The sequence below is a fragment of the Pseudozobellia sp. WGM2 genome (assembly GCF_017810075.1).
Taxonomy (GTDB): Bacteria; Bacteroidota; Bacteroidia; order Flavobacteriales; family Flavobacteriaceae; genus JADNYK01.
The window spans coordinates 1-14,393 of sequence record NZ_JADNYK010000001.1; the positions used below are offsets into that span (position 1 = coordinate 1).

Here is a 14,393-nt window from a genome sequence, read left to right on the forward strand (position 1 = left end):
GCAGTAATGTCGGTAGCCGAGTGGTACTAATTGCCCGTACGGCTTGCGCAACGACGTGCCCCTTCGGGGGCACGGCAAATCCTTTGCAAGTGCCGTTCAGAAGTGTTTTTTTACTTAAAATATTATACGTTTATTTTTCTTCAGACTGTCCCATTATTATGTCATATCGGAAACGCCAAGTGCGTACCGATAAAAAATATTCAAAATTTAGGTGGCCATGGCGACGGGGCCCACCCCTTTCCATTCCGAACAGGGAAGTTAAGCCCGTCAGCGCCGATGGTACTGCTATACCAAGTGGGAGAGTAGGTCGCCGCCTTACTTCGAAAAGCCCCTTCACATTATGTGAAGGGGCTTTTTTTTGCTGCCGCTATTTTATACTTATCCCATTTGTATCTCTGAGAACCACTTCATTTTTCAGGTCAATTTTAACTATTTATTAGATCAGTTTGAATTTTCAACATAACATTTATAAAATGTTGTGTAAAATCAAATATTAAATGTATTTATTTAACAGCGGTATTTTATTTTTACTTCCAAACCGCTAGTATGAAAAATACCATTCTGATTATTGCTATGGTCTTTTTGTTTTTATCATGTAACGATGTTCAAAATACTAATGATAAAACAAAGAGTCATGAAACTATTTACAATTTACCTTACCATTCAATTGAACTTAATGACTTAGATGTATTTGAAAAGACTTCATCAAATTGGAAAGTCGTGGAAGAAGTTAAGCTTGATCAATTCAATGAAAATGTCTTCGATGTTATGGAGGGCTTAGGAGTTTTAGTCAACCTTTCCGATGATAAGAACAAATCACATTTAATTACAACCTTTGACCACGGTGATATTGAACTTGAATTCGATGTTATGATGCCTAAAGAGTCTAATTCTGGTGTTTATTTCCAAGGAAGGTATGAGGTTCAGCTTTTTGATAGCTGGGGTCAAAATGTTCCATCTCATTCCGATATGGGTGGTATTTATGAACGGTGGGATGAACGTAGAGAAGATGGGGAGAAGGGTTTTGAAGGTCATTCTCCTAAAATCAATGCAGCTAAATCGCCCGGTTTGTGGCAACATGTGAAAATTATTTTTCATGCTCCTAAATTTGATTCATCTGGTAAAAAGATAAAGAATGCCAATTTTGAAGAAGTTTGGCTGAACGGAGAACTTGTTCAAAAAAATGTAGATGTTACAGGTCCAACTCGTTCGGGAATTGCAGATGATGAAGTGGAAATGGCTCCTCTAATGATACAAGGGGACCATGGTCAGGTAGCATTTAAAAATTTAAGGTATAAACTGTATGATTCAAATAGAATTTTCACCAGTAAATTATCAGTTAGGGAGTATGATTATAAAGGAGTTCAAATTCCAAATCTAGATTCGCTACAACCCTTAAGGGTATTACAGACTGATAGTATCTCTTCCTCAATTATAAAAGAAAATCGAGTCTTTCGTTTACTTGATTATAAAGGAACTCTTATAGTTCCTGAGAGTGGTGATTATTTGTTCGATGCTCGATTGCATAGTGCCGGAGCCCTATTGATAATCCAAAATGATACGGTCATTAACCGTAATAGGGCGTATGAGTTAGATGATACCAACACTGGTCTAGTAAATCTTACAAAGGGCGAAGTGCCTTTTCAGTTTATTTATAACAAAAGTAACCAATGGACCCTAGGTTTTCAGCTAAATTATGAAGGACCTGGTATTCAATATCAGTCGCTTAGCTCTCCAGAATCTTTAATTTTTGAAAAATCTAACGAAGATAATCAAGTAGTTATAGAAGTTGATAATGAAGTGGTAATGCAACGTGGTTTCCTCATGTTTACCGGTAATAAACGTACACATTGTATAGCTGTGGGTACACCAGAAAAAACACATTATTCTTATGATTTGGCGGCTGGATCTCTATTAGCTGCTTGGAACGGACCTTTCTACGATGTCACAGAGATGTGGTATAATCGGGGTATTGAGCAGTTAGGTAAGCCTTTAGGTTTCACGATGTGGTTCGCAGGCGAGCCTCAATTTTCCGCTCTTGAAACAGACAACTCTGATTGGCCTGCCCATGACTACGAAGTTTCACCTCAGAATTATGATGGCTATGAGCTTGATACAAATGGTTTTCCCATTTTTTTAAGAAAAGTATCCGGAGTACAGATTAAAGACAAATTTGTGCCTACTGAAACTGGGCGAGGTCTTGAGAGAACAATTAATACAAAAGGTGATAGCCAAATATGGCATAAAATCGGTGAGGGAAATTCCATAAAGAAAATTACCGATGACACCTATCGAATAGATGGTACAAACTATTTTGTTCAGGTTCTAGGGGACGGTTTTGCACCAATAATTAGGAAAAAAGGAGAAAAAGAGGAAATGTTGGTGAAGCTATCTACCGACAAACAAAGTTTACAGTATAGAATCATTTGGTAAAAAAAGAATCATGCAAATTAGATATATATTATTAATTGTTTTGACGTTTTCCAGCTTTGGGCAAGAGGTATCGGCTCAATCTGAAATAGCTAAGAAAGAGGCTCAATATTACCGTATTGAAGACGTACCTATTCCTGAAGATGTGATTTTAGAAGTTGGTGGTTTAGCCCTAACCGATAGAGACCAATTGGGTGTTTCGACCAGAAGGGGAGAGTTATGGGTAATTGATCAACCCTATAGCAAAAGACCAAAATATTCTCTTTTTGCACATGGTATGCATGAGGCGTTGGGCCTGAACTATAAAGATGATAGCTTTTATCTCACCCAAAGGGGAGAGTTGACCAAACTTACCGATAAGAACAATGATGGTAAAGCGGATATTTTTAAAACAATTTATGCGTGGCCTTTATCCGGTAATTATCATGATTATTCATATGGTCCTAAATTCACCGATGATGGTGATATGCTCGTTACCCTAAATCTTTCATGGATTGGTCACGGTGCTAGTTTGGTTAAATGGAGAGGCTGGCTTCTAAAAATTTCTCCTGATGGTGGTATGGAGCCGATTGCCACCGGTTTACGTTCTCCATCAGGTTTTGTAATGAATGCTGCAGGTGATGTTTTTTATTCGGAAAATCAAGGAGATTGGGTAGGGTCAGGTCGAATTACACATCTTGAAAAGGGGGATTTTGCTGGGAATCCGGAAGGTTTGGTTTGGACAAGCGAGCCAAACTCCCCTCTTGATATCAAAATGGAAGACGTTGAGGAACAGTCAGGATTGAATATGTACGAGTATGCCAAAAAGCTTCCTGAACTAAAGGTTCCTGCAATTTGGCTACCGCATACTATTCTAGGTATTTCAACCTCCGATATGGTTTTTGATGAGACCGACGGTAAATTCGGACCTTTTGAAAATCAGATGTTCGTAGGCGATCAGGGTCATAGTAAGATTATGAGGGTCTTTATGGAAAAGGTCAATGGTGTTTATCAAGGTGCCGTTTTTCCATTTGTTGAAGGATTTTCCTCCGGTATCTTAAGAATGCTTTGGGGAAGCGATAATAGTATGTTTGTGGGGATGACGAGCAGAGGGTGGGCGTCTACTGGTAAAAAAATGTTCGGTTTGCAGCGATTGGTGTGGAACGGTAAAGTTCCCTTTGAAATGAAAACGATAAAAGCTTTGGATGATGGTTTTCTAATAGAGTTTACCAAACCTATCAATAAGAATATAGCTGCCGATGCGAAAAACTACAATATAACAACTTTTAATTACCTATACCATAATACGTATGGTAGCCCAATAGTTGATCAAAAAAAGGCAGAAGTGCCAGAAGTTCAAGTTTCTGATGACGGTCTTTCAGTCCACCTGAAGATAAATGGTATGCGTCTTGGCTACATACATCAGGTGAAGCTTCCTTCGTTAAAATCGCAAGCAGGTGAGAAATTATTACATGATACGGGGTATTATACCTTGAATCAAGTTCCTGGCGGAACCTTAAATTCAAAACCATTGCAAGTAAGCGAAAACGATAAAAGCGTTTACCAACCCAAACGCAAAAATGAGATGCCCTTGACTTGGATGAACGGACCTGACCAAAAGGTGGTAATCGGTACTGAACCAGGCTTAAAGTACAATATTCAAGAACTTCGTTTAAAAAGAAGGTCTAAAGTTGAAATTACTTTTACGAATAATGATGATATGTTGCACAATCTTGTTATAACAGAGCAGGGGGAAGCGTCTGTAAACGAGGTTGCGCAGATGGCTCTCAATTTAGGTCTAGATGGTGCCGACGTCAATTATGTACCTGAGTCAGATTTGGTCTTGGTACATACAGGTATAGTACAACCTGAATCAGAAGAGACAATATTTTTTGATGTGCCAAATAAGCCTGGTGATTATTGGATAGTATGCACATTTCCAGGCCATGCCAATACCATGAGAATCAAATTAATTGTTGAGTAGTAGATGCATAAGAAGTTTACTTTATGGCATGAATGAATTAAATGGAGAAGAGAAATTAAATAGTCCTTCACATGCCATAGGGGCTATTTTGGCAATTTTGGGTACAATTGTTCTATTGTTTGAAAATAATCAAAACTCTAGCTACACAATTCCTGCGATTTTACTATACGGGCTTACCTTGGTCTCTATGTTTGGTATATCGGCGGCCTACCATTATACAATAGATTTTTCTCTTAAAAGAAGATTACGCGTTTTAGATCATATAAACATCTATTTTCTGATAGCGGGCACCTATACGCCCATCTGTTTAATTACATTGATTGAAGGGAATGGATGGGGTATTTTTTATGCAGTATGGTCAATTGCCTTATTAGGCTTGTTTTTCAAATTATACTTTACGGGGAGGTATGAGATTATCTCATTGTTAATATATATGGCTATGGGTTGGCTTATCATTTTAGATTTTAACAATCTAGTTGAAAATACCTCGGTTTTGGGCGTTAGGCTGTTGTTTCTTGGCGGGGTCTTTTATACCTTTGGTATTCTTTTTTATGCGTTGGAACGAATTCCCTATCATCATTTTATATGGCATTTATTTGTACTGGCCGGAGCATTTTGCCACTGGCTGACAATGTTTTTAAGTGTGGTATGAAAAATGTATTTCTAATCGAATATCCTTAGTAGAAAATGAATATAAAAATAAGTGCTTTCCTTGAATTTTTCTCAGCCCTTTTGCTTCTGATTATATTTTCGAGTTGTAAAGAAACGTATGAAGAACCTACAATTAATTTGGATGGATATCAGGTTGAAGAAGGATTTAGTTTGGAAGTAGTCGCCTCAGAACCGCTTTTAGAAGCACCGGTACAAATTGATTTTGATACCAAAGGAAGAATATGGGTGGCGGAAATGACAGGTTTTATGCGTGATGTTGACGGTATAGATGAAAACCAACCTTCAGGCACCATTAAGATTTTAGAAGATAGAGATAGCGATGGTGTTATGGATCACGCCAAAGTTTTTCTCGATAGCTTGGTTATGCCCAGGGCGTTGACCTTGGTATATGGAGGCTTGTTATATGCCGTGCCACCAAATCTATATTTTGTGGAAATTGGGGAAGATGATCGCCCTAAAAACAAGGTAGTAGTAGATTCGTTATACGCACTTGAAGGTAACCCCGAGTACCAACCTAATGGGTTGCGTTTAAATATTGATAACTGGATTTATAACGCCGGTTCACATTTTAGGTACCAGAGAAAAAATGGGGAGTGGAAAAAAGAACCGACAACCTATAGGGGGCAGTGGGGTATAACACACGATAATTTTGGCAGGCTCTACTATAACAATAATTCGACACAATTGTTAGGTGATTACGTATTGCCCAATCGATTGGTTCGCAACCAACATCTTATTCCTAATAAAGGTGTGAATCAAAAACTGACTCAAGACCAACGAGTTTACCCCATTCACGCGGCTAGGGTAAACCGCGGTTATGTAGATGGGGTTTTAGATAAAGACAGTTTGCTAAGAGAGGTTACGGCAGCCTGTGCACCATTAGTGTATCGTGGGGGGCAATTTTCTGATGAATATGAACAGAACGTATTTGTATGTATTCCTGAAATTAATGCAATCAAAAGAAATATACTGACTTTTAAAGACGATAAAGTTGAAGCTCAACAGGCTTGGGATAGCAAAGAGTTTTTGGCCAGTACCGACGAGGGTTTTCGCCCCGTTAATTTATCGAATGGTCCAGATGGTAATATGTATGTTGTCGATATGCACAGAGGTGTTATTCAGCACCATGCTTTTTTGAGTCCGTATTTAAAGAAAAGGGCCAAGGAAGCTAAATTAGATACACTGGTTGATTTTGGTCGCATTCTTAGAGTGAAATCAAAATTTGCTGAAACGGTTGAAACACCCGATTTCGATAAATTATCGGCTAAAGATTTCGTACAACTGTTGAGGCATAAAAACGGTTATATACGTGACCAAGCACAGCATCGATTGGTTTACATGAATAAAACAGAAGCTATACCGGAACTTTTAGAAATGGCCCAGAACACAAATCGACCTACAAGCCAAATACATGCGCTCAATACCTTAAATGGAATAGGAAAGGGGCTTTCTTTTGAGTTGTTATCCGATATAGCCAAGGTAAGCGATGCGGAGGTTGTAAACCATGCCATCGTATTGCTTGAAAATTATACATCAAAAGAAAATTCAGTGCTTGCACGAGACCTTTTTGAAGAGTTGATTGAAAAGAATAATAAAGGTATTGATGTATATATAGCATCAACTTTAGGCGTGTGGCTCAACACTTCACATGAGTCTTTTTATCATTTGGTAAATACGTTGAGAAATCTCCACGGAGATAACCCCGTTATCATGGAAGCTTTGTTGGGAGGACTTGTAACAGCCGATAAAAGCTTATTGGCCTCTGGGGAAACGGAACAGCAAAATGATATTTTTCATGAAGAAGTTTTAAAAAATATTAGCCGTAAAGATGAGGATAAGAAAAACCCCATTTACGTTAGCAAAGGGTCAAACCAAGATAGTAGAACAAAAGGGGCTAAGTTATACAGGCAAATATGCGCATCTTGTCATCAAGCAAATGGGACTGGAGTCGAAGGCTTGGCACCACCTTTGGTTGGCTCTGAACATATATTGCCACCCGAAAAATTATCGATGATCGTGTTGCACGGTCTTAAGGGGCCCATCGAGGTTGATGGTACTATGTACGATTTAAATCATTCAATGCCCGGGTTGAACACCAATGAAACACTTAGTGACAAAGATATTTCTGCAATAGTTTCATATGTAACCAATGCTTTTTCGAAATACCCAAAGGGGTTGAGTGCTAAAAAGGTAAGTGAATTGAGAGAAATGAAATCTAAGAGTGGTTCAGAATATACGATTGAAGAATTGGAAGAAAAGCTGAAAACACTTAAATAAGTGATTAATCTCGTCAAAAATATCGAAATAAAGGGCAATTCTTCAATTTTAAGAATTGCCCTTTATTTTGTTAATGGTTCTTATTTCTTTTTGATAGGACTATCATCACATTTTAAATCTCCCGTAACATATTGCATACCGTCGAGCAGAAACTGCAAAAACTCAGGATTGTTCAAGGTTTGCGCATTATGGGAAGGGGAGGTGTAGAATACTCTGCCTTCACCATGTTTTTTTATCCAAGAAACATAGCTGATATCACTTTCAGGTTCCTTCTTTAAGCCCTCAAGTTTAGTAACATCGATATACAGTAGCGGTCTAAAATTATGGTCGGAATAAGCATTGTTGAAGAAATAGGGCTCATCAATATGTGTGAATCCATTACCAGAAAAAGAGGCTACCAAAGGGTGGTCTTCGTCGACCTCCATAACATGCATTTCTTGCTGTTTTGGGTGATAATCGAAACTGCCACCGGTCATTTTGCTAAATGCTTCAGAATTGTTCTGAACGGTGATAGCACCGTGTAAAATCATGAGCCCCCCTCCTTCGGCAATATATTCCATAAAACCTTTTTCATAGCGCTGGGCCAACTCTGTAATTTTTTTGTCCGAAAGGTTGGAGTTTTTTTGCAACAGGTCCCAAAACAAGTCTCTTTTTGGTCCGGCAGGGTTGCAATTGTTAAAAACGACAGCATCATATTTTTTAAGGTTTTCTTTTTCAAAACTATCGATATCATACGAATTGGTCACTTCAAAAGCACCTGATTTGCGCCCCAGAATTTTGAGCATCTCTATGTTGTGAGGGGCTGTCCAATGATAGAACCCTGTATGCTGCGAAAATACTAGCACCTTTTTGATGTCGGTTTTGACCCTAGCTTCTGAAGGGGCAATTTTTTCAATTTTAGAATGCCATTCTTTCGTTATCTCAAAAGAGTCTAATCCTTGGGCACAGCTTATCGTGGTTACAAAGAAGATAAGGTAAAGTAATTTAATTTTCATTTGAATCTGTTGTTTGTTAGTTGCATTTCTGGGATGATTCCCGAATAATAAGTTTGTGTTTTATAATAATTTGGTCCGCTGATTCAATATCTATTGAACCGCCTAGGTGCCCAAGTATACTTTGCCCGGCCAAAACACCCATTTTGTAGCCAGGGTATTCGATGGTTGATAATTCAGGATTAATTACTTCAGATACCGGATCGTTATTGAAACCAATTACTTTAATATCCTCAGGAATTCTGTATCCCTTTTTCGTCAGGGCTTTGATACAGTATACCGCGAAGGAATCATTGGAGACGAATAAACCATCTATAGGAGCGCTAGAAGTAGAGATATACTGAATTACGGATTGAACTGATTCTGGTTTGAAATTAGATATTTGTACTAAATTTTCACAACCTTTTAAGCCATGTTTTTCTAAAGCTCGTCTATAACCTTTGTATCTTAAGTTATAAACACTGCGTTTTAAGTTGCCGGAAACATGAAGGATATTTTGGCAACCTTGATTTATCAGATGTTCGGTTGCTTCAAGGCCTGCCAATTGATTGTCGATTATAATTGTCGGGCAATTAGGCATATCGAATACTCGGTCAAAGAATAATAACGGAATTTTTCGTTCTGTGAAGGTGGTAAAATGGTCATAATCTTCAGTCTCATTAGCTAACGAGACTAGAAGCGCGTCTACACCACTCTCGAAAAGGGTCTTCGCATTAATTTTTTCTTTTGCCTCTAATTCTAACGACTGGCTTATTATTAAATTATATCCCGCTTCGTTAACCATTTTTTCAATGCCAGATAACACGGTTGACATAAAATCTGAATTTAACCGAGGAACAATTACGCCGATAGTGTTAGATTTCTGAAGACTTAAATTAGAGGCAAATTTATTTATTCTATATCCGGTTTCCTTTGCGGCCTTTAGTACTCTCTCCTTGGTTTTAATGCTAATCGATGGGTGTTCGTTCAAACTTCTACTCACCGTAGCAGGGGAAACACCTAGCTTTTTAGCTAAGTCGTATATGGTGGTCTTTTTAGCCAATATTTAGTTGATGCAATTTTATGCAATAAATCAACGCAATATTACAAAAACTTTTGAATAAGAGTATTGATTTAATCCAAAATATAGTCATGATTATTTTTATTTTGGGGGTTATTCTAAGTATTAATTGCCAAATCGTCGAAAAAAATCAGAAAATTTTACGTAATCGGTTGCATAAACAATTTAATTTTTTAGATTTGCAATAGTGTCTATTGAACACTTATAAAACAACTAAACTTAAATTCATGTATGGAACGATTACTACTTTACTTTAATGGACTGAGAAGAAACGTGTTCCTTGTTTTGCTTTTGCTATTTGGTAGCATAGTAGCAAATGCACAAGAAGAACTTTCGGTTACGGGTACCGTAACTGATGAAACCGATAGCCCGCTAGCAGGAGCTTCGATTGTTGAGAAAGGTACTACCAATGGTACTTCTACAAATTTTGATGGAAATTTTTCGTTGACAGTTTCCGGGCCCGATGCTGTGTTGGTGATAGGTTATATCGGTTATGGCCAACAAGAAATTCCTTTAAATGGCAAAACTGTCATTAATGCCAAGATGGAACCAAATGCATCTAATTTAGATGAAGTTGTTCTCGTAGGTTATGGCAGCCAAAAAAAATCAGATGTTACAGGTGCTGTTGCCAGTGCTAATATTGAAGCATTTGAAGATGCCCCGAATACTAATATTGCGCAAAGTTTACAAGGTACAGTTGCTGGTCTTAATATTGGTCAGGTAAACGCTGCTGGGGCAACACCGGAAATATCTATACGTGGACGAGCATCTATAAGTGGTAGTCAGAGTGTACTTATTATTTTAGATGGTATTCAATATAACGGAAGCCTTTCATCTATAAATCCTAGTGATATAGCCTCTATAGATGTCTTAAAAGATGTAAGTTCTACGGCGGTCTATGGTGCGCAAGCCGCAAATGGGGTCATACTGATTACTTCGAAAGGGGGTAGGAGAAATCAAAAACCCAAAATATCGGTTACATCTTCTTACGCTACACTCGACCCTACTGTAAGTAACAGACCTTTAAGGAGGGCAGATTACATTGACCATATCAATATGCAGTTGTATGATTTACGTTTTTTGGCTCCTGATTATACTACCCCTAATCCAGATTATGTTGGTTATTTTGAAGGCGGTCAGGGTTTTAATGCCAATTTTGAATTAGAATCTGATACTAATCCGGGGGAGTTTAGTGAGAATGATTTTGATTGGTGGGGCAATGGTACGCAAACAGGTTACGTGCATCAAAATGAAATAAATGTAACAGGAGCTTCAGAAAGAACAAGTTATTTGCTTTCCGTTGGTCTAACCGAAGCAGAAGGTATAATTCAAAATGATAAATTTTCTAGAAGAAGTTTAAGAGTAAATTTAGATACAGATGTAAATGATTTTTGGAAAGTAGGAGTGCAAGCATTTGGATCTTTTGTAAATGAAGATGGTGATGAACCGTTTTTGTCTCAATTAAGAAACTTTTCGCCACTTTTAGTGCCCTTTGATGATGAGGGTAATTTAATTCCTAACCCAGCTGGTACTATAGAGCCTAATCCATATCAAGGGCAAATCACTGAAGATTATCAACGTAAAGATTACTTTTTTGCAAACCTTTATTCAGAAATAGAATTACCGTTTATAAAAGGACTTTCTTATCGTATAAATTTTGGAAACAACTATAGGATAGAAAAATATTACGGTTCTAGTATTTATGGTGCGGGCCTTACTGGCGATGCAGGTAAGAGTATACTTTTTTATAGAGATTATACTTTGGATAATCTGCTGAAATATGATAGAACATTCGGTAAGCACGAAGTTGGGGCAACACTTCTGTACGGAGCTATTGAAAGGCAAAGAGAAAATACAAATGCATATGCTTCTGGTTTTGACAGGTTGTCGTTGGGGTATAGTGATTTAAGTAGTGGTAGTATCCCTTTGGTTAATTCCGGTGCTTATACTGAGACATTAAATTACCAAATGCTTAGGGCAAATTATAAGTTTGATAATCGTTATATCCTAACAGGAACTATAAGAAGAGATGGTTTTTCTGGTTTTGCCGCTAATGAAAAGACAGCTTATTTCCCTTCTGGTGCATTTGGTTGGGTAGCGTCAAATGAAGCCTTTCTTAAGGATGTATCTTGGGTAAATAATCTAAAGTTAAGAGCTAGTTACGGTATTGCAGGTAATCAGACACCTAGATATACTTCTTTGGCAAGGTTACGAACAATTCCTGCATATGTTTTCGGAGATGGTGGTAGCCCTGCTTTCGGCCAAGAATTAACATCGTTGGCAAACCCTAATTTACGGTGGGAAAAAACCTCCGGTCTAAACGTTGGTGTAGATTTTAATTTCTTCGACAGTAGATTAAATGGTAGTATAGATGCCTATAAGAATGTTACCGATGATTTATTGTTCTCTGTAAGAATTCCTTACCTAACAGGTTTTAGTAATATACAGACCAATGTTGGTAAACTTCAAAATACAGGTCTAGAGGTTACGTTAACTGGCGATATTATTCGTAGCGATAACTTTTCATGGACGGCTACAGCCAATTATTCTACCAACAAGAATGAGATTTTAGAACTTACTGGCGAAGATGCAGATGGTGATGGCGTTGAAGATGATTTAATTCAGAGTGGACTTTTTATTGGAGAGTCTATTAATGCACTTTATGATTACGAGACAGATGGTATTTATCAAGTTGGTGACGATATACCAGATGGTTATGGTATAGGAAACTATAGGGTGGTGGACCAAAATGGCGATGGCATGATTACCCAAGCTGATGATAGAAAAATTATAGGTACGAGAGATCCCTCTTACGCCGTATCATTATTGAATACCTTTAAATATAAAAATCTGTCGTTTAGCTTCTTTTTAAATTCAATTCAGGGGGATGATGAGCATTATTTATCAAGAAATGACAATGCTTTATATAGAAATGCCAATACCTTATATCAAAACGTAGTTTCCGGTATCGATTACTGGTCTCCACAAAACCCAGGTGGTTTAAATGCAATGGCGCCTAATAGACCTGGTATTGCTGGCACACGTTATGAGAATAGAAGTTTTGTAAGACTACAAGATGTTAATTTGAAATACAGTTTTGACAGTAAAATTTTAGAAAAACTGTCTTTGTCAGAGTTAAGCATATTTGTTAGTGGTAAAAACTTGGCAACTTGGACAGATTGGAATGGATTTGACCCAGAATTTCAGGATTCCGATAGAGGTATTTATGGAGTCGGTTTAACCACAGGCGGTAGACCGGTATTAAGAGGGTATTCAATGGGTATTAATTTATCATTTTAAAGAAATAGACATGAAAAAAGCAATTATATTTTTAGCAGTAATCTCATTTTTCTGGTCTTGCGACGAGGATTTTTTAGAGGAAACACCAGAGGATTTTCTTAGTTCTGTAAATGCATTTAATAATTATACCGATTTTTCGGCTTCGGTAAATAACATGTACTTTCTGGTAAGAAGGCAGTTTTATAGCAGAGACGAGAATCGACCATTCGATTTTTTATATGGTACCGATCTGGTATTCGATGGTGAGCCAGGAGGGACCCAAAGGCATGGTAATATGGTACAGGCTTACGATCCTGCAGGAGATATTGCTACAACGCATTGGAATTTGCTTTACAAGAATATTGCAGAAGCAAATACCGTTTTAGAACGTGCTCCGCTAGCTGACATGACTGATGAAGAAAAAAATGACATTATTTCTCAAGCACGATTTTTTAGAGGTTTTGCTTATAATATTTTGGTAACCTTATATGGTGGTGTACCTATTGTAACTGACGCTATTATTGAGCCAAAAATAGATTTTGTTCGCAATACCAGGGAAGAAGTATTAAATCAAGTAATCGAAGATTTAAGTTTTGCTGCGGCTAATTTGCCAAGTATTAGTGAGGCTGAAGATGGGCGAATCAATAATTTAATAGCCCGTCACTATTTAGGTGAAGCCTATTTGGCCTTAGGCAACCATGCTGAAGCAATTGCAGCTTTATCGACTGTAATTAATGATGGTAATACAGGTTTGATGACAGAGCGTTTTGGTACGAGATCAGGGGAAGAACCAGGTGATGTATATTGGGATTTATTTAGAAGAGGAAATCAAAATAGAGCCAGTGGCAATACTGAGGCGCTATGGGTTATACAGTTCGAAATAGATGTGCAAGGTGGTGGACTGCAGTCCAGTAGCCGAGGAGGCTCTTATGCCTTCGAAAGACATTTTGGTCCTTTATTAAGGTTTGCTCCATTTGATTCGTGGCCTGTTGGTGATTATACCGGTGGTCGTGGTATCGGATGGGGAATCACGACAGAATATTATACCAATACCGTTTGGGGCGGCGATGATAGCAACCCAGATTTTGTGAACGATATTAGAAACGCCAATCATAACTTCGTGAGGGTGTTCAATAAGGACAATTCGTCTGCCTTGTCACTATTGGCCGAGCAGATAGGTCGTGATACGGTATGGTCTACCGAAACTCAACCACGTATACGAGAGTTTTACGCATTTCCTACAAAGGTGACCACACCATATAACCATCCTGATGGTTTGTTAAGGTCAAGTGATGTTCCTTTTGCACTTACTTCATCTGCAGGTGGTACATACACAGATCAATATATGTTGAGACTGGCAGAAACGTATTTGTTACGAGCGGAAGCCTATTTAGCTAATAATCAACCTGGCTTGGCAGCTGATGATATCAACGTAATTCGTAATCGGGCAAACGCTTCTGAAGTAGCTGCAGGTGACGTGACCTTAAATTACATTTTAGATGAGCGTGTGCGTGAATTAGGTTTAGAAGAAAAACGAAGACTTACCCTTATGCGAACTAATACTATTTATGAGCGTGTAATTGATAATAATCCGTTCTATGTTGAAAACGGTATGCAACCACACTTTAATCTGTGGCCAATACCAGCAGATGAAATCGAAGGTAATAGAGGCGCTGAATTGGTTCAAAACCCTGGTTACAATTGATTTTAGGTGTAAAGT

Annotated in this window: 8 protein-coding genes and 1 rRNA gene; 7 read left to right on the plus strand and 2 right to left on the minus strand. The window is 38.0% G+C overall.

Annotated elements, in window-relative coordinates; genetic code table 11:
• Positions 1 to 207: 207 nt before the first annotated feature.
• The 5 genes from rrf (at position 208) to IV512_RS00025 (ending at position 7,342) form a co-directional block, all read left to right on the plus strand.
• Positions 208 to 319: ribosomal RNA gene (gene rrf, locus IV512_RS00005) — 5S ribosomal RNA — on the plus strand.
• 227 nt (positions 320 to 546) lie between these two features.
• Positions 547 to 2,433 carry a DUF1080 domain-containing protein gene (locus IV512_RS00010; protein ID WP_209399474.1) on the plus strand — a complete coding sequence of 629 codons (1,887 nt, stop codon included), beginning with the start codon at positions 547 to 549 and terminating at the stop codon, positions 2,431 to 2,433.
• A 10-nt stretch (positions 2,434 to 2,443) separates the two neighbouring features.
• A complete protein-coding gene (locus IV512_RS00015) occupies positions 2,444 to 4,393 on the plus strand; it encodes a sulfocyanin-like copper-binding protein (RefSeq protein ID WP_209399476.1) in 1,950 nt (649 codons plus the stop codon).
• A gap of 28 nt (positions 4,394 to 4,421) precedes the next feature.
• Positions 4,422 to 5,045, plus strand: a complete 624-nt coding sequence (locus IV512_RS00020) for a hemolysin III family protein (RefSeq protein WP_209399478.1) — start codon at positions 4,422 to 4,424, stop codon at positions 5,043 to 5,045.
• A 35-nt stretch (positions 5,046 to 5,080) separates the two neighbouring features.
• Positions 5,081 to 7,342 (plus strand): c-type cytochrome, encoded by a 2,262-nt coding sequence (locus IV512_RS00025; protein WP_209399481.1) that lies wholly within the window; start codon positions 5,081 to 5,083, stop codon positions 7,340 to 7,342.
• Between the two features lie 80 nt (positions 7,343 to 7,422).
• Here IV512_RS00025 and IV512_RS00030 read toward each other — a convergent pair whose 3' ends face one another.
• On the minus strand, positions 7,423 to 8,337 hold the full coding sequence (locus IV512_RS00030) for a ThuA domain-containing protein (RefSeq protein ID WP_209399483.1): 915 nt from the start codon (positions 8,335 to 8,337) through the stop codon (positions 7,423 to 7,425).
• Positions 8,338 to 8,353: 16 nt separating this feature from the next.
• Positions 8,354 to 9,376 carry a LacI family DNA-binding transcriptional regulator gene (locus tag IV512_RS00035; protein ID WP_209399486.1) on the minus strand — a complete coding sequence of 341 codons (1,023 nt, stop codon included), beginning with the start codon at positions 9,374 to 9,376 and terminating at the stop codon, positions 8,354 to 8,356.
• A gap of 249 nt (positions 9,377 to 9,625) precedes the next feature.
• Between IV512_RS00035 and IV512_RS00040 the strand changes: the two genes are divergently transcribed.
• Positions 9,626 to 12,694 (plus strand): TonB-dependent receptor, encoded by a 3,069-nt coding sequence (locus IV512_RS00040; protein WP_209399488.1) that lies wholly within the window; start codon positions 9,626 to 9,628, stop codon positions 12,692 to 12,694.
• Between the two features lie 10 nt (positions 12,695 to 12,704).
• Positions 12,705 to 14,378, plus strand: a complete 1,674-nt coding sequence (locus tag IV512_RS00045) for a RagB/SusD family nutrient uptake outer membrane protein (protein ID WP_209399490.1) — start codon at positions 12,705 to 12,707, stop codon at positions 14,376 to 14,378.
• Positions 14,379 to 14,393 lie beyond the last annotated feature (15 nt).